The 19184-nt window shown below is 69.8% G+C and carries 18 protein-coding genes; 10 read left to right on the top strand and 8 right to left on the bottom strand.

The annotated features are described in order from the left end of the window. Positions 1 to 67: 67 nt before the first annotated feature. Positions 68 to 1393, bottom strand: a complete 1326-nt coding sequence (locus tag G5C66_RS15655; protein ID WP_165111887.1) for an MFS transporter — start codon at positions 1391 to 1393, stop codon at positions 68 to 70. 171 nt (positions 1394 to 1564) lie between these two features. Here G5C66_RS15655 and G5C66_RS15660 point away from each other — a divergent pair, with 171 nt between their 5' ends. Then, positions 1565 to 2044 carry a MarR family transcriptional regulator gene (locus G5C66_RS15660; protein WP_165111888.1) on the top strand — a complete coding sequence of 160 codons (480 nt, stop codon included), beginning with the start codon at positions 1565 to 1567 and terminating at the stop codon, positions 2042 to 2044. An 84-nt stretch (positions 2045 to 2128) separates the two neighbouring features. Here the strand turns inward: G5C66_RS15660 and G5C66_RS15665 are convergent, their stop codons facing one another. Next, the gene (locus tag G5C66_RS15665) at positions 2129 to 3343 is read right to left on the bottom strand and encodes an acetyl-CoA C-acetyltransferase (RefSeq protein ID WP_165111889.1); all 1215 of its coding nucleotides are present in this window, start codon (positions 3341 to 3343) and stop codon (positions 2129 to 2131) included. A 134-nt stretch (positions 3344 to 3477) separates the two neighbouring features. On the opposite strand from G5C66_RS15665, the gene G5C66_RS15670 reads away from it, so the two are divergent. Further along, entirely contained in the window at positions 3478 to 4308 is an 831-nt protein-coding gene (locus G5C66_RS15670; RefSeq protein WP_165111890.1) for an acyl-CoA thioesterase, read from the top strand. A gap of 5 nt (positions 4309 to 4313) precedes the next feature. Here the strand turns inward: G5C66_RS15670 and G5C66_RS25590 are convergent, their stop codons facing one another. Continuing rightward, positions 4314 to 4898, bottom strand: a complete 585-nt coding sequence (locus G5C66_RS25590; RefSeq protein WP_206444156.1) for a hypothetical protein — start codon at positions 4896 to 4898, stop codon at positions 4314 to 4316. Positions 4899 to 5262: 364 nt separating this feature from the next. Next, positions 5263 to 6459, bottom strand: coding sequence for a magnesium and cobalt transport protein CorA (locus G5C66_RS15680; RefSeq protein WP_338144195.1), 1197 nt, complete (start codon positions 6457 to 6459; stop codon positions 5263 to 5265). A 301-nt stretch (positions 6460 to 6760) separates the two neighbouring features. On the opposite strand from G5C66_RS15680, the gene G5C66_RS15685 reads away from it, so the two are divergent. Genes G5C66_RS15685 through G5C66_RS15710 form a run of 6 tightly spaced genes read left to right on the top strand, consistent with a single transcriptional unit; the run spans position 6761 to position 14494 of the window. Further along, complete coding sequence (locus tag G5C66_RS15685) at positions 6761 to 6913, top strand: hypothetical protein (protein ID WP_165111891.1); 153 nt, start codon at positions 6761 to 6763, stop codon at positions 6911 to 6913. Then, a complete protein-coding gene (kdpA, locus tag G5C66_RS15690) occupies positions 6910 to 8574 on the top strand; it encodes a potassium-transporting ATPase subunit KdpA (RefSeq protein WP_165111892.1) in 1665 nt (554 codons plus the stop codon). The genes G5C66_RS15685 and kdpA overlap by 4 nt, the downstream gene beginning before the upstream one ends. Continuing rightward, entirely contained in the window at positions 8571 to 10643 is a 2073-nt protein-coding gene (gene kdpB, locus G5C66_RS15695) for a potassium-transporting ATPase subunit KdpB (protein ID WP_165111893.1), read from the top strand. The genes kdpA and kdpB overlap by 4 nt, the downstream gene beginning before the upstream one ends. Positions 10644 to 10654: 11 nt before the next feature. Further along, positions 10655 to 11269 (top strand): potassium-transporting ATPase subunit KdpC, encoded by a 615-nt coding sequence (kdpC, locus tag G5C66_RS15700; protein WP_165111894.1) that lies wholly within the window; start codon positions 10655 to 10657, stop codon positions 11267 to 11269. Between the two features lie 4 nt (positions 11270 to 11273). Continuing rightward, entirely contained in the window at positions 11274 to 13811 is a 2538-nt protein-coding gene (locus tag G5C66_RS15705) for a DUF4118 domain-containing protein (RefSeq protein WP_338144190.1), read from the top strand. After that, on the top strand, positions 13808 to 14494 hold the full coding sequence (locus G5C66_RS15710) for a response regulator (protein WP_165111895.1): 687 nt from the start codon (positions 13808 to 13810) through the stop codon (positions 14492 to 14494). The genes G5C66_RS15705 and G5C66_RS15710 overlap by 4 nt, the downstream gene beginning before the upstream one ends. Positions 14495 to 14640: 146 nt before the next feature. Here the strand turns inward: G5C66_RS15710 and G5C66_RS15715 are convergent, their stop codons facing one another. Genes G5C66_RS15715 through G5C66_RS15725 form a run of 3 tightly spaced genes read right to left on the bottom strand, consistent with a single transcriptional unit; the run spans position 14641 to position 17108 of the window. After that, positions 14641 to 15306, bottom strand: coding sequence for a potassium channel family protein (locus tag G5C66_RS15715; protein ID WP_241248559.1), 666 nt, complete (start codon positions 15304 to 15306; stop codon positions 14641 to 14643). A 7-nt stretch (positions 15307 to 15313) separates the two neighbouring features. Beyond that, a complete protein-coding gene (locus tag G5C66_RS15720; RefSeq protein WP_338144191.1) occupies positions 15314 to 16681 on the bottom strand; it encodes a TrkH family potassium uptake protein in 1368 nt (455 codons plus the stop codon). A gap of 55 nt (positions 16682 to 16736) precedes the next feature. Then, positions 16737 to 17108, bottom strand: coding sequence for a globin domain-containing protein (locus G5C66_RS15725; protein WP_165111896.1), 372 nt, complete (start codon positions 17106 to 17108; stop codon positions 16737 to 16739). Between the two features lie 86 nt (positions 17109 to 17194). On the opposite strand from G5C66_RS15725, the gene G5C66_RS15730 reads away from it, so the two are divergent. Continuing rightward, on the top strand, positions 17195 to 17620 hold the full coding sequence (locus G5C66_RS15730; RefSeq protein ID WP_165111897.1) for an OsmC family peroxiredoxin: 426 nt from the start codon (positions 17195 to 17197) through the stop codon (positions 17618 to 17620). 80 nt (positions 17621 to 17700) lie between these two features. Here G5C66_RS15730 and G5C66_RS15735 read toward each other — a convergent pair whose 3' ends face one another. Further along, positions 17701 to 18651, bottom strand: a complete 951-nt coding sequence (locus G5C66_RS15735; protein WP_165111898.1) for a mechanosensitive ion channel family protein — start codon at positions 18649 to 18651, stop codon at positions 17701 to 17703. A gap of 119 nt (positions 18652 to 18770) precedes the next feature. On the opposite strand from G5C66_RS15735, the gene G5C66_RS15740 reads away from it, so the two are divergent. After that, on the top strand, positions 18771 to 19058 hold the full coding sequence (locus G5C66_RS15740; protein WP_165111899.1) for a hypothetical protein: 288 nt from the start codon (positions 18771 to 18773) through the stop codon (positions 19056 to 19058). Positions 19059 to 19184 lie beyond the last annotated feature (126 nt).

The raw sequence follows: 19184 nt of genomic DNA on the forward strand, positions 1-19184 counted from the left end.
CGCGTCCGTCTCGAACGGACGTGCCGAGTCGGCGCGTTTTGACCGACCCCCGTGCCGAGTCGGCCCGTCAAGACGAGCTGACTCGGCCGACGTCGGCGTCAGTTCGAGCCGACTCGGCGATCAGGGCGGGACGGAGGCCGTTCACGGCGGGGGTGATCCGGCGCTCGAGCCGCAGCGAGCCGGCGACGATGCCGACGCAGCCGACCACCATCAGGGCGATGAACAGCGTCGACTGGCCGTGCTCGAGCAGGAACCCGGCCAGGATCGGACCGACGATCGCCCCGGTCTGGAACGAGGCCGAGTTGATCGCGTTGTAGCGCCCGCGCAGGTGGTCGGGGGCCATGTCGTTGGTCAGGGCCGGGAACGCCGACTGCATCAGCGTCTCGCCCAGCGCGAAGAACAGCCCCTGGAAGGCGACCACGCCGACGATGGCCGCAACGGAGCCCGGCACCAGGCCGGTCGCACCGAACACGATCCAGGCGAAGGCCCAGATCCCTGCCGTGGCGATGAGCACCCGGGTGCGCCGCTTACCGCTGACCCGGTTCATCACCCAGAACTGCGCGAGCACGATCACCGCGCAGTTCACCACGAACGCGAACCCGACCACCCGCGTCGAGACCTCGGAGATCTGCCGGGAGTAGGCCGGGAAGCCGCTCTCGATCTGGCCGTAGCCGAGGGTCGAGAGGAGGACCCCGATCACCACGAGCCAGATGACCTCGGGACGGCGCAGGATCGTGGCGTACGACGCGGTGGCATGGGGCTCGTCGGCAGCGGGCCGCGCGGCTCGACCGTGCAGGTGGCGCAGCGGTCCGAGCAGGACGAGCGCCGGGATCGTGAAGGTGGCGGCGTTGCCCAGGAACGCGTAGGTGAACGTCTCGGGCTGGGTCACGTCGATGAAGAGACCGCCGATGACGCCGCCGACGCCGATGCCGAGATTGATCAGGGCGAAGTTCACGCCGTAGTAGCGCTGCCGGAGCTCACCCTCGACCACGGTGGCGACCAGGGCGTTGGCGGCGGGCCAGGAGACCCCGGCCTGAACGCCCAGGAGGCACAGCGCCGCGGCGGCGAGCACCGGGGTGGCGGCGAAGGCGAGCATGATGTCGCCGGCGATCGCGCAGGCCAGGCCGCCGAGGATCACCGGACGGGCTCCGTACCTGTCGATCAACGAGCCGGCCGGACCGGTGACGACGAAGCCGACGATGGCGATCAGGCCCATCAGGGTGCCGGCGAGGCCGAGGTCGAAACCGCGTACCTCGTGCAGGTAGATGATCGTGAACGGCAGTGTCATGCCGCGCCCGAGGAGCTGGATCGCGACCGTCGCGAGGAGCCAGCGGCCCTCGCGTGGGAGGGCGGCTAGGAAGTCACGAAGTCTGAGGGCTGGGGAAGTCGACACCGAAACATCTTCGCCTTTACCTGAACCGGTGGCGAATTGTTTCTCGCGCTCCCGAGGCGGCTCGACCCGGGCTAAGGTCCCGTAGTTTTCTGCCGTTGGTCCCGATTCTGTGGGCCCAACATGCGTGCCCGTGCACGGAACAGCCCGGAGAGAGGTCTAACGTAATGCCCCGTGGGTGATGAGACTCGGTGGCTGGACGAAGAGCAGCAGCGCTCGTGGCGTGCGCTGATGATGGGGATGACCCTGCTCGATGACCGCCTCGACGCCGATCTGCGCGCCCAGTTCGACATCTCGCTGCCGGAGTACGAGATCCTCGTACGCCTCTCCGAGAACGACGGCGCCATGCGGATGGCCCAGCTCGCCGACTCCCTGGCTCACTCGCGCTCCCGGGTCACCCACACGATCACCCGGATGGAGCGCGCCGGGCTCGTCGAGCGCCGCAACTCGGCCGAGGACGGCCGCGGCGTGGTCGCCACGCTGAGCGACCGCGGCTTCGCGCTGCTGCGGGAGGCCGCTCCCGTCCACGTCGCCGGCGTACGCGAATACCTCATCGATCTGGTGAGCCCGGAGGACTTCGCCGCCCTGGGTCGGGTCATGAACGCCGTCTCGGACAACCTGATCAGCGACCGTCCCGGCATCGAGATGCGCTGACGCGCCGACTCGACGCGTCCAGGTGGGACAGACGCGCCGACTCGGCGTGCTTGCCTGGGGCAGACGCGCCGAGTCGGCGGGGTGTCAGATGCGCTCGAGGATCATCGCCATGCCCTGGCCGCCGCCGACGCACATGGTGATGAGACCGGTGGTCTTGTCGTGCCAGTCGAGGCTGTTGAGCATGGTGTTCTGCAGGCGCGCGCCGGTCATGCCGAAGGGGTGACCGACGGCGATGGCGCCACCGTTGATGTTGAGGCGGTCGATGTCGATGCCGAGGTCCTGGTAGGACGGGATCACCTGGGCGGCGAAGGCCTCGTTGATCTCGACCAGGTCGATGTCGCCGATCGACATGCCGGCGTACTTGAGCGCGTTCCGGGTCGCCTCGACCGGGCCGAGGCCCATGATCTCGGGGGAGAGGCCGGAGACGCCGGTGGACACGATCCGCGCCAGCGGGGTGACGCCGAGCTCGGCGGCCTTGGTGTCCGACATGATCACCACGGCGGCGGCGCCGTCGTTGAGGGCGCAGCAGTTGCCGGCGGTGACGGTGCCGTCCTCGCGGAAGACCGGCTTGAGACCGGAGATCGACTCCAGAGTGACGCCCGCGCGGGGGCCGTCGTCGGCCGAGACGACGGTGCCGTCGGGCGTGGTGACCGGGGTGATCTCGCGGGCCCAGAAGCCGTCGGCGATGGCCTTCTCGGCGAGGTTCTGCGAGCGTACGCCGAACTCGTCCATCTCCTGGCGGGAGATGCCGCGCGAGGTGGCCAGGTTCTCCGCGGTCTGGCCCATCGCGATGTAGACGTCGGGCAGCAGGCCGTCCTCGCGCGGGTCGTGCCACTTCTCGTTGGAGGCGGCGGTCGCGGCGGTGCGCGACTGGGCGTCGTCGAAGAGGTGGTTGACGGTGTCGGGCAGGTGGTCGGAGGTGCCCTTGACGAAGCGGGAGACGGTCTCGACACCGGCCGAGACGATGATGTCGGCCTCGCCGGCCTTGATCGCGTGCAGCGCCATCCGCGAGGTCTGCACCGAGGAGGAGCAGTAGCGGGTGATGGTCGCGCCGGGCACCTTGTCCCAGCCGTTGAGGACGGAGACCACGCGGCCCATGTTGTTGCCGGACTCGCCACCCGGCAGACCACAGCCCAGCAGCAGGTCGTCGATGTCGTTGGGGTCGAGGCCCTCGACCTTCCCGACAGCTTCCTTGGTGATGAGCGCCGCGAGGTCGTCGGGACGGAAGTCCTTCAGAGATCCCTTGTTGGCTCGCCCGATCGGGGTGCGGGCGGCGGCGACGATGACTGCCTCAGGCATGAAGACTCCCGGTTACTGATGAGTAGAGGACTGTGGTCGACACCATACTCGCCCGCCCGCTCCGTGGTGACCAGGCCCAGTGCCCAAGATGGTCTGGAAGGATCGGCCACGTGCGCCACCTCTACGAATGCCCCATGCGATGGGCCGACCTCGACATGCTCGGCCACGTCAACAACGTCGTCTACGTCGACTACCTCCAAGAGGCGCGCGTGGACATGCTGCGCACGCATGCCCGAAGCCCGCAGACCCAGGGGCTGGCCGAAGGTGTCGTGGTGGCCAGCCACCAGGTCACGTACGTCGCGCCGCTGCTGTTCGACTTCACGCCGGTCTACGTCGAGTCCTGGGTGACCGACATCCGGGCGGCGAGCTTCACGATGGCCTACGAGATCTTCCGCACCCGGCCCGACGGCACCCGCACGGTCTACGTGCGGGCCAGCACGGTCCTGGCTCCGTACGTCTTCGCCACCGAGTCGCCGCGCCGGCTCAAGCCGGAGGAGAAGGCCAACCTCGAGCCCTACCTCGAGAAGACCCCTTCGAAGCCGCTCGCCCTGGGAGAGCCGAAGCGGCTCGAGGACGGCCACTTCCCGCTCTACGTCCGCTTCTCCGACGTCGACGCCTACGGGCACGTGAACAACGTGAAGTACTTCGAGTACTTCCAGGAGTCGCGGGTGGCGCTCATGCAGCGGCTCAGGTCCCAGCACGGCCTCGACACCTGGCCGTCCGTCGTCGTCGCCCAGACCGATGTCTCCTACCACGCGCCGATCCTCGCCCGCTCGGAGCCGTACGACGTGTGGAGCCACATCTCCCGGCTGGGCACCAAGTCGATGACGATCGAGTCCGAGATCGCCGACGGCGACCTCAGACTGGCCCGCGGGCAGGTCACGCTGGTCTTCTACGACCTCGAGTCCGGGAAGGCCGTCGAGCCGACCCCGGAGGTGCGGGCGGCCGTCGAGAGCGTGCTCTAGCGGACTCAGTCGCGGCGGTCGCGGTCGCGGTCACGATCGTCGCAGTCGTGGCGGCGGTCGTAACGGTCGTCCCGGTCGTCGCTCCGGCAGTCTTCGTCGTCGTCGCGCTCGTCACCGTAGGACCCGTCGACGTCGTCCCACTCGTGCCAGCCGTCCCATGCCCAGCCGTCCTGGTTGCTCGTCACGTCCTGCTGGGGGAGGGCCGGGCCGGAGGTCTCGGCCTGCCTCTGACCAGGCGACTTCCGTGCGTTCATCGTCTTGCCGTCCCGCGGGGCTTGCGGGGCTCGGGTGTCCGGGGCGTTCGGCGAGGTGGGCGGCGCGAGCAGGTCGCGGGAGATCTGCTGGGTGTCGAGCGAGGCGTCCGCGGGTGGCGGCAGCGTGCCGACCGAGGTGTCCTCGGCAGCGTCGACGGGCTCCGGAGGGCCTTCCGGGACGTCGACCAGCGGACCCTTCGGGCTGGTCGCCTGCGTCGAGGCCTGGCTCGACGGGTCCGTCTCCGCCGACCAACGGTCCCCGATGAGCAGTGCCATCGCGACGACGGCGACGAGCGCAAGTCCGACTCCGACGATCGCCCGCTGAATTGCCCGCATGCGCCCTCCGAGAATGGGTCTGGTCTGCAGAATGGTGTGCTTGAGTCCAGTAGCCTCTCAGTGCTTGCGTCCGATGTCGAGAAGCGGGACCTTTGTCAGCGTTTCCTGACCGCGCCACGAAGCGCGCGGTCCAGGCGGGCTCACAGCCAGCGGCGTGCCTTGAGCAGCACGTAGAGAACGACGGCGGCGACCAGGTAGTTCATGCCGATGAACTGGTCCAGCTCGACGTAGTGCACGTGCCCTCCGGCACGTCGATCCACACCACGGTGTCCGCCTCCTCGAGCAGGTCGGGCACCTCCTTCGGCTGATGCTCGGTGAGACCGGTCGGGCGCAGGGCGTGGACCAACATGTGTGGGGCCCCTTCTCAGATCCAGTTGCGGCGGCGGAAGAGGATGTAGAGGACGACGTTGACGGTCAGCATCAGGCCGAGCGCCATGAAGTAGCCGTAGCGCCACTGCAGCTCGGGCATGAACTCGAAGTTCATCCCGTAGACCGTGCCGACCAGGGTCGGGGCGAACAGGATCGCGGCCCAGCCGGAGATCTTCTTGACCTCGTCGTTCTGCTGCACGCTGAGCTCGCTGAGCGCCTTCATCTCCTCGTTCTGCTGCTGGGCGACGAGGGTGGCGTTGACGGTGAGGATGTCGCGCAGCAGGTTGCGGAACTCGTCGATCTGCTCGACGGTGTTGATCACGTGGTCCTCGACGTCGCGCAGGTAGCGCTGGAGTTCCTCGTCGGTGCGGTACTTGGAGAAGCCGGCGGCCAGGGAGCGTACGACGCCCAGCAGGGGACGGGTCGCCCGCTGGAACTCGACCACCTCGCGGGAGAGCTCGTAGATGCGGCGGGAGACCTGGGTGTCGCCGCGGAACATCTCGGTCTCGATCTCGTCGATGTCGTTGGCCAGACCGGCCACGACCGGGCCGTAGCCGTCGACGACACGGTCGAGGATGGCGTACAGCACCGCCTCCGGGCCGAGCCGGAGCAGATCCGGGTTGCTCTCCATCCGGCGGCGTACGGGGGAGAGGTCGGGCTGGGCGCCGTGGCGGACGGTGAGCACGAAGTCGGGGCCGATGAAGAGGTGCAGCTCGCCGAAGTCGATGTCCTCGGTCTCGTCGACGTACCAGGCCGCCCGCAGCACGACGAACAGGGTGTCGTCGTAGCGCTCGATCTTCGGCCGCTGATGGGCCAGGATCGCGTCCTCGACGGCGAGCTCGTGCAGGCCGACTCCTCGGCCAGCGAGGCCAGCTCGTGCTGGTTGGGCTGGTAGAGGCCGATCCAGGCCATGGCGTCGTCGTGCTCGTGGAGCGAGCGGTACGTCTCGGCCAGCGTCGACGGCGAGTCGACCCGGTCGCCGCCGACATAGACGGCGCTGTCGATCATGCTGCCGCGAGTCACCGGCGTCGGCATCGAGGACCGACCGCCCCCGCCGTGCGACGAGGTCGTCGGCGGAACCTTCGGAGGGTCGGAACGGCGCTGCCTGGTGAGTGCGCGCAGGGACTTGAACGGGCGCTCGGACATGGGTGGCCTCCTGGATGCTGCGAGCGAGCGGGACGGCGACGCGCAGACGCGTCGCGCCGGCCCGGGCACGTTCTCCAGGTGGCCGGACCGGTCAGGGCGAGGTGGTACTCGGAGGTTGACCGTCCATGCCGGCCACCTCCTCTCTTCCTCGCTCGCGGGACCGACGCCCGGATGCCTCGTTCGTACGGAGCCACTTCCGCACGAGGACAGGTTATGTGGTTCGGGCGCGACGCGAGAAGTTTCCGAGGCATCAGGAAAGCGTCAAGGTCGGCCGGGGTCGTACGGGGTACCGTCAGGGAACCGTCAAGGCCGGCGAGACCGGCCGGATCCGGATCTGCAATGGAGCCGTGTCAGACCTCATCTACATCCTCCTCACGCTCGCGTGCTTCGCCGGGCTCGCCCTGTTGGTCGGGCTGATCGACCGCCGGTTGGGCTCGGCCGAGGCGGCCGCGGACGTGAATGTCCCCCACGACGACAGAGTCTCCGGGGCCGCGCGATGAGCGCCACGCTCGCCGCCGTGCTGCAGATCCTGGCCCTGGTCGCGGCGCTGGCGCTCAGCGTGCCGCTCCTGGGCCGCCACCTCGCCCGCGTCTACACCAGCCCCCGGCACCTACGTGCCGAGTCGGCGGCCTACCGGGCCCTCAAGGTCGACCCCGAGGCCGACCAGCACTGGCGCGCCTACGCGATGTCGGTCCTCGGCTTCTCCCTGGTGGGGATCCTGTTCCTCTTCGCCTTCGGCCGTCTGCAGAGCCTGCTGCCGCTCGACGGCGGCTTCGACCCGCTGCCCAGCGACGGGGCCTGGAACACCGCGGTGTCGTTCGTGACCAACACCAACTGGCAGTGGTATTCCGGCGAGGCGGCCACCGGCCACCTCATCCAGATGGCCGGGCTGGCGGTGCAGAACTTCGTCTCCGCGGCGGTCGGGCTCTCCGTCGCCGCGGCCTTCGCCCGCGGGTTGGCCCGCACGCGCAACCAGGGACGGATCGGCAACTTCTGGGTCGATCTGGTGCGGACGACGCTCCGGGTGCTGCTCCCGGTGGCCTTCCTGATCGCGATCGTGCTGGTCGCGGCCGGTGCGGTGCAGAACCTGCACCCGGTGCACGAGATGACCACGCTGACGGGCGGCAGCCAGGCCCTCACCGGTGGCCCGGTCGCCAGCCAGGAGGCCATCAAGGAGCTCGGCACCAACGGAGGCGGGTTCTACAACGTCAACTCGGCCCACCCCTTCGAGAACCCCAACCCGTTCACCAACCTGCTCGAGATCTGGGCGATCCTCGTGCTGCCGTTCTCGATGGCCTGGGCCTTCGGCTTGATCGTGAAGGACCGGCGCCAGGGTGGCGCGGTCCTGGCGACGATGGCGGTCTTGCTCACCGTCGGCGTGACCCTGCTGACCTGGGCGGAGATGGCCGGACACGGCACCGCCCCGCAGCTCGCCGGAGCCGCGATGGAGGGCAAGGAGACCCGCTTCGGCGAGGCCGCCACCGCGCTCTTCGCGGCGGCCACGACGGGCACCTCGACCGGTGCCGTCAACGGTATGCACGAGAGCCTGACCGCCCCCGGCGGCGGGGTCGCCCTCTTCGGGATGATGCTCGGGGAGATCGCGCCGGGCGGCGTCGGCTCCGGCCTCTACGGCATGCTCATGCTCGCCGTGGTCACGGTGTTCCTGTGCGGCCTGATGGTGGGACGTACGCCGGAGTACCTGGGCAAGAAGGTCAGCCGCCACGAGATGGTGCTGGTCGCGGTCTACATCCTGACCACGCCGATCCTGGTGCTGGTCGGGGCGGCGATCGCGCTGACCGCTCCCGCGGGGCTGGCCGGGCTCTCGACCGACGGTCCGCACGGCCTCTCCGAGGCGCTGTACGCCGTGACGAGCGCCGCCAACAACAACGGCTCGGCCTTCGCCGGGATCACCTCGGGCACCCCGTTCTGGAACACGCTGCTCGGGTTGCTGATGCTGCTGGGCAGGTTCGTGCCGATGGTCGTCGTGCTGGCTCTGGCCGGCCGCTTCGCCTCCGCCAACCGGCTGCCGGACAACGCCGGCACCCTGCCCACCCACCGTCCGCTCTTCGTAGGCCTGCTGACCGGCGTCGCGCTGGTCGTCGTCGGCCTGACCTTCGTCCCGGCCCTGATGTTGGGCCCGATCGTGGAGTCGCTGTCATGACCCAGACGCCCGTACGTAACCCTGCGGAACACGCCGAGCACCACACCCACGTCGATGCCGCGCCGTCAGTGCTCACCGCCAGGCAGATCGCCGAGGCCGTGCCCGGTGCGCTGCGCAAGCTCGATCCCCGCCGGCTGGTGGCGACACCCGTCATGCTCGTGGTCGAGATCGGCGCGGCCGCCACGACCGTCATGTCGGTCCTCGACCCGTCGGTGATGGGCTGGCTGGTCACCGTGTGGCTGTGGCTCACCGTCGTCTTCGGCGCCTTGGCCGAGTCGGTCGCCGAGGGCCGCGGCAAGGCTCAGGCGGCGTCGCTCCGCGCGCTGCAGACCGAGACGACCGCGCGCCGCCTGCACGGTGGCCTCGGTGGCACACAGGAGGTCGTCGCCTCCACCGACCTGCGTGCCGGCGACGTCGTCGTGGTCGAGGCCGGGGAGCGGATCCCCGGTGACGGCGACGTCATCGAGGGCGTCGCCAGCGTCGACGAGTCGGCCGTGACCGGCGAGTCGGCGCCCGTGATCCGCGAGTCCGGCGGCGACCGGTCCGCCGTCACCGGCGGCACCCTGGTCCTCTCGGACCGGATCGTCGTCCGGATCACCGCCGACCCGGGTCACTCCTTCGTGGACCGGATGATCGCCCTCGTCGAGGGCTCGGAGCGGCAGCGTACGCCGAACGAGATCGCCCTCAACGTGCTCCTGACCAGCCTGACCGTCATCTTCGTGGTCGTCTGCGGCAGCCTCTACTATCTGGCCGGCTACTCCGGCGCCCACCAGTCCTGGCTGGTCCTGACCGCGCTGCTGGTCTGCCTGATCCCGACCACGATCGGCGCCCTGCTGAGCGCGATCGGCATCGCCGGCATGGACCGTCTCGTCCGTCGCAACGTCCTAGCCATGTCGGGGCGGGCCGTCGAGGCGGCTGGTGACGTGGACGTCCTGCTGCTCGACAAGACCGGCACGATCACGTACGGCAACCGGCAGGCGTACGAGATCGTCCCGGTCACCGGGGTGACGCTGACCGGCGCGGAGAACGCCGCGGTCCTGGCCAGCCTCTCCGACCAGACCCCGGAGGGCCGCAGCATCCTCACGCTGGTCGGGCGCTCCATGGGCGGGCCGGCGGAGGCCACGATGGTGGAGTTCTCGGCCACGACGCGGATGTCCGGTGTGGACAGCCCCGGCCTGAGCGTACGCAAGGGCGCCTCGTCCGCGGTGGCGGCCTGGGTCCGCGACCATGGTGGCCAGGTGCCCCCGGAGACCGCGGAGATCGTCGCCGAGATCGCCAAGAGCGGTGGCACGCCGCTCGTGGTCGCCGAGAAGCGGAACAGCGACCCGGCACGGGTGCTGGGCGTCGTACATCTCAAGGACGTCGTCAAGGACGGCATCCGGGAGCGGTTCGACGAGCTGCGCGCGATGGGCATCAAGACGGTGATGATCACCGGCGACAACGCCGCGACCGCCGCCGCCATCGCCGAGCAGGCGGGCGTCGACGACGTGCTCGCCGAGGCCACGCCGGAGGACAAGCTCGCCCTGATCCGGCGCGAGCAGCGCGGGGGACGGATGGTCGCGATGTGCGGCGACGGCACCAACGACGCGCCCGCGCTCGCGCAGGCCGACGTCGGCGTCGCCATGAACACCGGCACGACCGCGGCGAAGGAGGCCGGCAACATGGTCGACCTCGACTCCGACCCGACCAAGCTCATCGACGTGGTCGAGATCGGCAAGCAGCTGCTGATCACCCGAGGCGCGCTGACCACCTTCTCGGTGGCCAACGACGTGGCGAAGTACTTCGCGATCCTGCCGGCGATGTTCGTCACGGCCTTCCCGGCGCTGGACGTCCTCAACGTCATGCGGCTCTCCTCGCCGGAGTCGGCCATCGTCTCCGCGGTCGTCTTCAACGCGCTGATCATCGTCGCGCTGATCCCGCTGGCGCTGCGCGGCGTCCGCTACCGGCCGGCCTCGGCCTCGGCGCTGCTGCGCCGCAACCTGTTGCTCTACGGGGTCGGCGGCCTGATCGTGCCGTTCGTCGGTATCAAGCTGCTCGACCTCGTCATCTCTCTCATCCCAGGCCTGTGAGGAAACCCGACATGTCAGATCTCTTCGCCCTGCTCCGCCACTCGCTCGCCGGGCTCCGGGTGCTCGTCGCCGCGACCCTGCTGTGCGGTCTCCTCTATCCGCTGGTGGTCACCGGCATAGCCCAGGCGGCCTTCGGCTGGCGCGCCGACGGTTCTCTCGTCACGGAGACAGGTGAGCGCACCAACGACCCCGACGAGGCGGTCGGCTCGGCCCTGATTGGGCAGCGCAACGACGACGAGGGGCTCTTCTACCCTCGTCCCAGCGCGGCCGGCGACGGCTGGGACACGCTGTCCACCTACGGCTCCAACCTCGGCCCGGAGGACCCGGACCTGGTCAAGGCGATCCGGGAGCGCCAGCGCGAGATCGCCGCGCGCGAAGGCGTCCCGGTCGGCCAGGTCCCCGCCGACGCCGTCACCGCCTCCGCATCCGGCATCGACCCGGACATCTCGCCGGCTTACGCAGCCATCCAGGTGTCCCGGGTGGCTCGCGCCAACGGGCTCTCGGAGGACGCGGTGGCGGCGCTGGTGGCCGAGCACACCGACGGCCGGACGTTCGGCTTCCTCGGCGAGCCACGGGTCAACGTGCTCGAGCTCAACATCGCGGTGCGGGCGCAGAGGGTTGAATAGGGACGTGCAGACCACGTCGACGGACGGACGGACCCCGCGCAAGCGGGGCCGTCTGACCGTCTATCTCGGAGCCGCGCCAGGGGTCGGCAAGACGTACGCCATGCTCGGCGAGGCGCAGCGGCGCCGGGTGCGGGGGACCGACGTGGTCGTCGGCTTCGTGGAGACCCACGACCGGAGCAACACGGCCCGCCAGATCGAAGGGCTCGAGGTGATCCCGCGGCGAGAGGTCGACTACCGCGGAACGACCTTCACCGAGCTCGACGTGGACGCGGTGATCGCCCGCCGCCCCAAGGTCGTCTGCATCGACGAGCTCGCGCACACCAACGTGCCGGGGAGCAGCCACACCAAGCGGGCCCAGGACGTCGAGCAGATCCGGGCGGCGGGGATCGACGTGATCACCACCGTCAACATCCAGCACCTGGAGTCGCTCAACGACGAGGTCGAGCGGATCACCGGCGTACGCCAGCGGGAGACGGTGCCCGACGATCTGGTCCGCACCGCCGACATGATCCACCTGGTCGACATGGCGCCGCAGGCGCTGCGACGCCGGATGGCCCACGGCAACATCTACAAGCCGGAGAACATCGACGCCTCGCTGACCTCCTACTTCCGCGTCGGCAACCTCACCGCGCTGCGGGAGCTGGCGTTGCTGTGGCTCGCCGACCGCGTCGACGACGCCCTCGGCGACTACCGGCGCGAGCACCAGATCGCGCATCCGTGGCCCACCAAGGAGCGCATCGTGGTCGCGGTGACGGGCGGCCCCGAGTCGGAGACGCTGCTGCGCCGCGGGGCTCGGCTCTGCCAACGGGCCAAGGGCTCCGAGCTGGTCGCCGTGCACGTCGTCTCCGCCGACGGGCTGGCCCGGTCGACCAGCGACCTCCCGCAGAGCCAGGCGCTCACCCGCTCGCTGGGCGGCACCTTCCACACCGTCATCGGCGACGATCCGGCCACCGCGATCGTCGACTTCGCCGTCGGTGCCAACGCCACCATGATCATCGTCGGCGTCTCCCGGCACGGCCGGGTGCGCCGCCTGTTCGCCGGCAGCACCGGCGACCGGATCGCCACCGCCGCGGGCAGCATCGACGTACACCTGGTGACCCACGAGCACGCCGGAGCAGGCGTACGCCTGCGGCGCCCCCGATCGGCACTGGGCCGTTCGCGCCGGCTGGTGGGATGGGCCGCCGCGGCCATGCTGCCGCTCGCCGTCCTGGGCGGGCTCTACCTGGTGCCCGCCGGCGACCGCAACGCCCAGCTCCCGGTGGCCAGCCTGCTGATGACCGGCGCGATCGTCGCGGTGGCGCTCATCGGCGGGCGGTGGGCCTCGGCCGTCGCGGCCCTGGTCTGCGCTGGGCTGCTGAACTTCTTCTTCACGCCGCCCTACTTCGAGCTGACCGTGCAGAGCCACCACAACATCCTCGCGCTGGCGGTCTTCCTGATGATGGCGCTGTCCGTGGCCGGTGTCGTCGACCAGGCGGCGCGACGGTCGGAGGAGGCCGCGCGGGCGCGTGCGGAGGCATCGACGATCGGCTCCCTGTCGAGGTCGGTGCTCACCGGGCAGGACACCGCCGAGGCGATCGTCGACCGCGTACGCGAGAGCTTCGGGCAGCGGTCGGTGGCGCTGCTGCGGGCGAGCGCGTCGGGCTGGCACACCCTCGCCGCGGTCGGCCAGGACCCGGCCAGCGAGCCCGGGACCGGTGACACCGAGGTCCGGGTCGACGACGACCACGTGATCGTGCTGCGCGGCGATCCGCTCCGGGCGGCGGACCAGCGGGTGCTGGACGCGTTCGCGGTCCAGACCTCGCTGGTGCTGGAGTATCGCCGGCTGCGCGACCAGGCCGATCGTGCGCTCGCCCTGGAACGTGCCGAGCAGACCTCGACCTCGCTGCTCCGCGCGGTCTCCCACGACCTGCGTACGCCGCTGGCCACGATGCGTGCGGCGCTCGACGGCCTGCTCGTGGGCCGGGTGCCGGAGGAGGACCGCAAGGAGCTCGTCGCGTCGGCTGCGACCTCGGCCGACCAGCTCGAGGCGCTCATCGACAACCTCCTCGACCTCTCCCGGGTCGAGGCCGGGCTGGTCCACCCCACGATGCGGGACGTCAGCCTGGAGGAGTCGCTGCCGCTGGCCGTCGCCGGCCTGCCGCCCGGATCGATCGCGTTCGACGTGGACGAGGACACCCCGCTCGTACGCACCGACTCGGGGTTGCTGGAGCGCATCGTCGCCAACCTGGTGAGCAACGCCGTCCGGGCCGGCAGCCAGGGGCCTCACCCCGGCGAGCCGGTACGCGTCCTCGCCTACGAGACCCCGGAGACTGTGGAGGTGATGATCGTCGATCGCGGACCAGGGGTGCCGGAGGAGCAGCGGGAGCACATGTTCGAGCCGTTCCAGCGTCTCGACGACACCTCGCCGGACGGGCTGGGGCTCGGTCTGGCCGTGGCCAGGGGGCTGAGCGAGGCGCTGGGGATCCGGCTGTCCGCCGAGGACACGCCCGGGGGTGGCCTGACCATGGTGGTCGCCGTGCCGCGCGCGAAGGGCGAGGAATGAGCAAGGTCCTCGTCGTCGACGACGAGCCCGCGCTGCTGCGCGCGCTCGCCATCAACCTGCGGGCCGCAGGCTGGGAGGTCGAGACGGCGACCGACGGGCGCTCGGGGCTCGCGGCGGCGGCGGAGAAGAACCCCGACGTCGTCCTGCTCGACCTCGGGCTCCCGGACCTGGACGGCACCGAGGTGATCGAAGGGCTGCGCGGCTGGACCCAGGTGCCGGTCGTCGTGCTCTCCGCCCGGCAGCACGGCGACGACAAGGTCGAGGCGCTCGACCTGGGTGCCGACGACTACGTGACGAAGCCGTTCGCGATGAACGAGCTGATGGCGCGGCTGCGGGCAGCGGTCAGACGCTCGCAGGAGTCCGCGCCTCCGGCCGTGACGACGCTGGCCGTCGGTGACCTGGAGATCGACTTCGCCCGCAAGCGGGTGCGCAAGGCGGGCTCCGACGTACGGCTGACCCCGACCGAGTGGTCCTTCCTGGACCTGCTCGCCCGCAACGTCGGCCGGCTGGTCCCGCGCGAGCAGATCCTCAAGGAGGTCTGGGGTCCGGCCTACGCCAAGGAGACCCACTACCTGCGCGTCTACGCCGCCCAGCTGCGCCGCAAGCTCGAGGACGACCCCTCCCACCCGCGCTACCTGGTCACCACCGCAGGCGTCGGCTACACCCTCGACCCGGGTGTCTAGATTGCCCCGCTGGTCGAGCCGCGAGGCCGTCTGCGGCCGAGCGTGTCGAGACCAACACAGTCCCATCGAGCGCGACAGGGGACTGTGTTGGTCTCGACACGCCTACGCCTAGCGGCTCCGGCGGCTCGACCAGCGGGGCCGCCCGGCTAGAGCCGGGCGAACGCCTCGACCTTGAGCTGCGGACCGGAGACGACGATGTGGTCGTCGGGACGGATGACGGTGTCCGGCGTCGTGTACGTGAACTTGCCGCCGGCGGGCTTCACCCCGACGACGGTCACCCCGTAGTTCTGGCGCACGCCGACACCGGCGAGGCTGCGGTTGTGCAGCAGCGCCGGCGGCCGGGTCTTGACGAAGACGTACCCGTCGTCGAACTCGATGTAGTCGAGCATCCGTCCGCGCACGAGGTGGGCGACGCGCTGCCCCATGTCGTGCTCCGGGCGGACGACGTTGTGCACCCCGATCTGGGTGAGGATCCGGGCATGGGGCTCGCTGATCGCCTTGGCCCACACGTTGCGTACGCCGAGGTGGACCGCGACCGACGCGGTCAGGATGCTCGCCTCGATGTCGGTGCCGATGGCCACGACCACGGTGCCGAACTCGCTCAGGCCGAGGCCGCGCATCGCGTCCTCGCTCGTGGTGTCGGCCTCGACCACGTGGGTGAGCAGTCCGGCGTGCTCCTGCACCGTCCGCGGGTCCATGTCGGCGGCCAGCACCTCCTCGCCCTCCTCGACCAGCTCGAGGGCGAGCGCGCTGCCGAACCGGCCGAGGCCGAGCACAGCCACGCCGCCGTTGGTGGTGCCGTTCTTGTCCAATCTGGTCCTAGCCAATGAGGGGCCGTCCTTCCGGGAAGCGGTGCAGGCGCTCGCGGTCGCGGAGCGCCAGGGCGGAGACGAGGGTGATCGGGCCGATCCTGCCGACGAACATCATCGCGATGAGGACGATCTGGCCGCCCGCGGGCACGTCGTAGGTGAGGTTGGCCGACAGGCCGACCGTGGCGAAGGCCGAGACCGCCTCGAAGAGCACCCGGTGGGTCGGTGCGTCGACGAGATGGAGCAGGGCGATGGTGCCGGAGACCACGAAGCCGACCGAGAGCAGCGCGACCGTGAGCGCCTGACGGATCGCCCGCGGGTCGATGCGCCGGTCGAACGCCTCGACCTCCCGCTGGCCGCGCACCTCGGCGACGATGACGAAGAAGAGCAGCATGAACGTGGTGATCTTGAGACCGCCGGCCGTGCCCGCCGACCCACCGCCGATGATCATCAGCACGTCCGCGCCGAGCAGCGTGCCCTCGTGCATCTGCTCGTAGTCGAGGCTGTTGAACCCGGCCGTACGCGTCATGGTGCTCTGGAAGAAGCCGGCCAGCAGCTTCCCCGGGGTGTTCAGTGCGCCCAGGGTGTCGGGGTTGCTCCACTCGACCGCGGTGAAGAACAGGGTGCCGATGAGCAGCAGCCCGACGGTGCCCGAGACGGTCATCTTCGTGTGGAGGCTCCACATCCGCACCTTCGTGCGCTGCAGCAGCTCCAGCCACACCGGGAAGCCGAGGCCGCCCGCGATGACGGCGACGGCGATGGGCAGGCAGATCCAGGGGTCGTCGACGAACCCCATCAGGTTGTCCGACCGCAGCGCGAACCCGGCGTTGTTGAAGGCGGAGACCGAGTGGAAGACGCCGTCGTAGACCGCCCGCTCGAGCGTGGAGCCGTAGCCCAGCCAGAACCGCAACGTCAGCGGGATCGCGATGATCAGCTCGGTGACCAGGCTGATGCCGACGACGCCCAGGATGACGCTGCGTACGTCACCGAGACCGGAGCTGGCGTGCTCGACGGCGGCGGTGAGCCGGAAGCGCAGCCCGAGCCGGCGGAAGACGACCAGCGCCAGCATCGAGGCGAGGGTCATGATCCCGATCCCGCCGACCTGGATCAGGCCGAGGATGGTGATCTCGCCGAACGTCGACCAGTACGTCGGAGTGTCGACCACGACCAGGCCGGTGACGCAGACCGCGCTGGTTGCGGTGAACAGCGCCGTCAGGAACGGGGCGTGGCCCGGCTCGGTGCGAGCCACCGGAAGCATCAGGAGCAGCGTGCCGAGCAGGATCGCCGCCGCGAACCCGACCGCCACGATCTGGCTCGGGTGGCGCAGCAGTCCCTTTCCGCGGCGCGCCCGGCGCATGGGGGAGGAGGTCGTCGACACGGCCGACACTCTAGAAGCATCAGGACGGCGGCCGCGGCGAGCGGGTCGCCGCGGGTCACCCTGGGGTGTTGATCATGAAGTTGGCGGCATGCTCCGCGTACGCCCAGAACTGCGCGTCCTGCTCGGGGGTGAGCCCGGCGGCGTCGAGGCCCTCGCGGAAGTGCTTCAGCCAGCGGTCACGCGCCTCCGAGGTGACCTCGAACGGGGCGTGGCGCATCCGCAGGCGCGGGTGGCCGCGCTGCTCGGAGTAGGTCGTCGGGCCGCCCCAGTACTGGGCCAGGAAGAGCGTCAGCCGCTCCTGCGCCGGACCGAGATCCTCCTCGGGATACATCGGCCGCATCAGCTCATCGGTCGCCACGCCCTCGTAGAACTTGGCCACGATCGTGCGGATGGTGTCCATCCCGCCGATCTCCTCATAAAACGTCACTGAGCCATTCTTCCACGCGGGTCCGCGCTCGCCTGCCGTGGCAGGATCGGGGGCGTACGCACACACACGATCTTTGGGAGTTAACGATGGCCACCACCCGCACTGCCACGACCGTCTGGGAGGGCACCCTCTTCGAGGGCGCCGGCAAGGTGACGCTGGAGTCCTCGGGCCTGGGCACCTACGACGTGTCCTGGCCGGCTCGTTCGGAGGAGCCCGGCGGCAAGACCAGCCCTGAGGAGCTCATCGCCGCCGCCCACTCGTCCTGCTTCTCGATGGCCTTCTCCAACGGCCTCGCCGAGAACGGCACCCCGGCGACCAGCCTGCAGACCAGCGCCGAGGTCGAGTTCACCCCCGGCACGGGCATCACCGGCATCAAGCTCACCACCCGCGGCGTGGTCGAGGGGCTCGACAACGAGACCTTCGTCAGCCTCGCCGAGGCCGCCAAGGCCGGCTGCCCGGTCAGCCAGGCCCTCGCCGGCACCACGATCACCCTCGACGCCGCGCTCGCCTGACCCGACCGCGACGAACCGAGAAGAATCAGACGTAAAAGTGGTGATGCCCGGCCGAGGCCGGGCATCACCACTTGCGTACGTCAGGCGTTCGCCTTCTCCTCCTGGGCAGCCGCCGCCTTCTCCTCGCGGTGCCAGATGACCCGCTGCGGGAACGGCATCTCGATGCCCTCGTAGTCGAGGCGGGCCTTGATCCGCTGGCGCATCTCGCGCGCGATCGCCCACTGCTTGAGCGGCAGGGTCTTGATGAGCACCCGCAGGGTGATCGAGTCGGCCGCCAGCGCCTCGACACCGGTGACCTCCGGCTCCTCGATGATCTGGCCCTTGAACTCCTCGTCGACCCACAGGTCGTGGGAGACCTCGCGGAGCACGCGTTGCACCTTGTTGAGGTCCTCGTTGTAGCCGACGCCGACGTCGATGACGGCGCGGGCCCAGTTCTGGCTGTGGTTGCCGACCGTGAGGATCTCGCCGTTGGGGATGTACCAGACCGTGCCGTCGAGTGCGCGCAGCCGGGTGATCCGCAGCGTCACCGCCTCGACCGTGCCGCTGATGTTGTTCACCTCGATGCTGTCACCGACGCCGTACTGGTCCTCGATGATCATGAAGATGCCGGACAGGTAGTCGCGCACCAGCGACTGGGCACCGAAACCGAGGGCCAGACCGACGATTCCGGCCGAGGCGATGATCGGGGCGATGTTGATGCCGAGCTGGTCCAGGATCATGGTGGCGAAGATCGCGACCAGGACACCGGTGATGACGCTCTTGAACAGCGAGCCGATCGCCTTGGCGCGCTGGCTGCGGCGGGACGACGCGGCCGTGACCTCGCTCACGTCGGCCGCCTTGGTGATCTTGCCGGCCAGCGCGGGCGCGTCCACGGCGCGGTTGACCACCTTGTCGATGACCCGGTGAAGCACCCAGCGGAGCACGATCGCCAGCAGGATCAGGCCCGCGATGCGCAGCGGGATGCCGATCACCCATTCGCCGAGAGTCGACCAGGAGACCGAGACCAGTGGGGGGTTCGGGGGAATGGACATGGGTTCCAGTATCCAAGGCGTTCAAGGTCGACCGCCAATCCCCGGCCGGGCATCTTCTCCGATCACGGAGGCGAGGGGCAGAGATGAGAACCAGGACGTACGCCGGTTACTATCTGCGCGTGAGCAACCAGATCCTGCGCCGCGCCGGCCTCTTCGGCGCCTCCGCCACCGCCGCCGTCGTCGCCTCTGTTGCTACCGCCGGCCCCGCCAGCGCCGAGGTTCCCAACGGCTGGCCGGTCGCCGAGGAGATGACCGCCTCCGGTCTGCTCCTGCTCATCCTGCTCATCCCGGTGATCCTGACCGTGGTCATCTCCCTCGTGGTGCTCCTGCCCGGCGTGCTCCGCGGCGAGGGGCTGCTTCCCAAGCCCCACAAGGCCAAGGAAGACAACCTCCCCGCCACGCACTGAGTTATTTGCGATTGCTTCGCAATTCGCGAGCGCTTTCGCTTGATCCTCGTCTTCCTCCGCTTCGTTCGTCGCTGCGCTCCTCACTGCGCTGCGTCCAGACGAGGAGCGCTTCAGCGCTGAGTTATT

The organism is Nocardioides turkmenicus, assembly GCF_011045035.1.
Taxonomy (GTDB): Bacteria; Actinomycetota; Actinomycetes; order Propionibacteriales; family Nocardioidaceae; genus Nocardioides; species Nocardioides turkmenicus.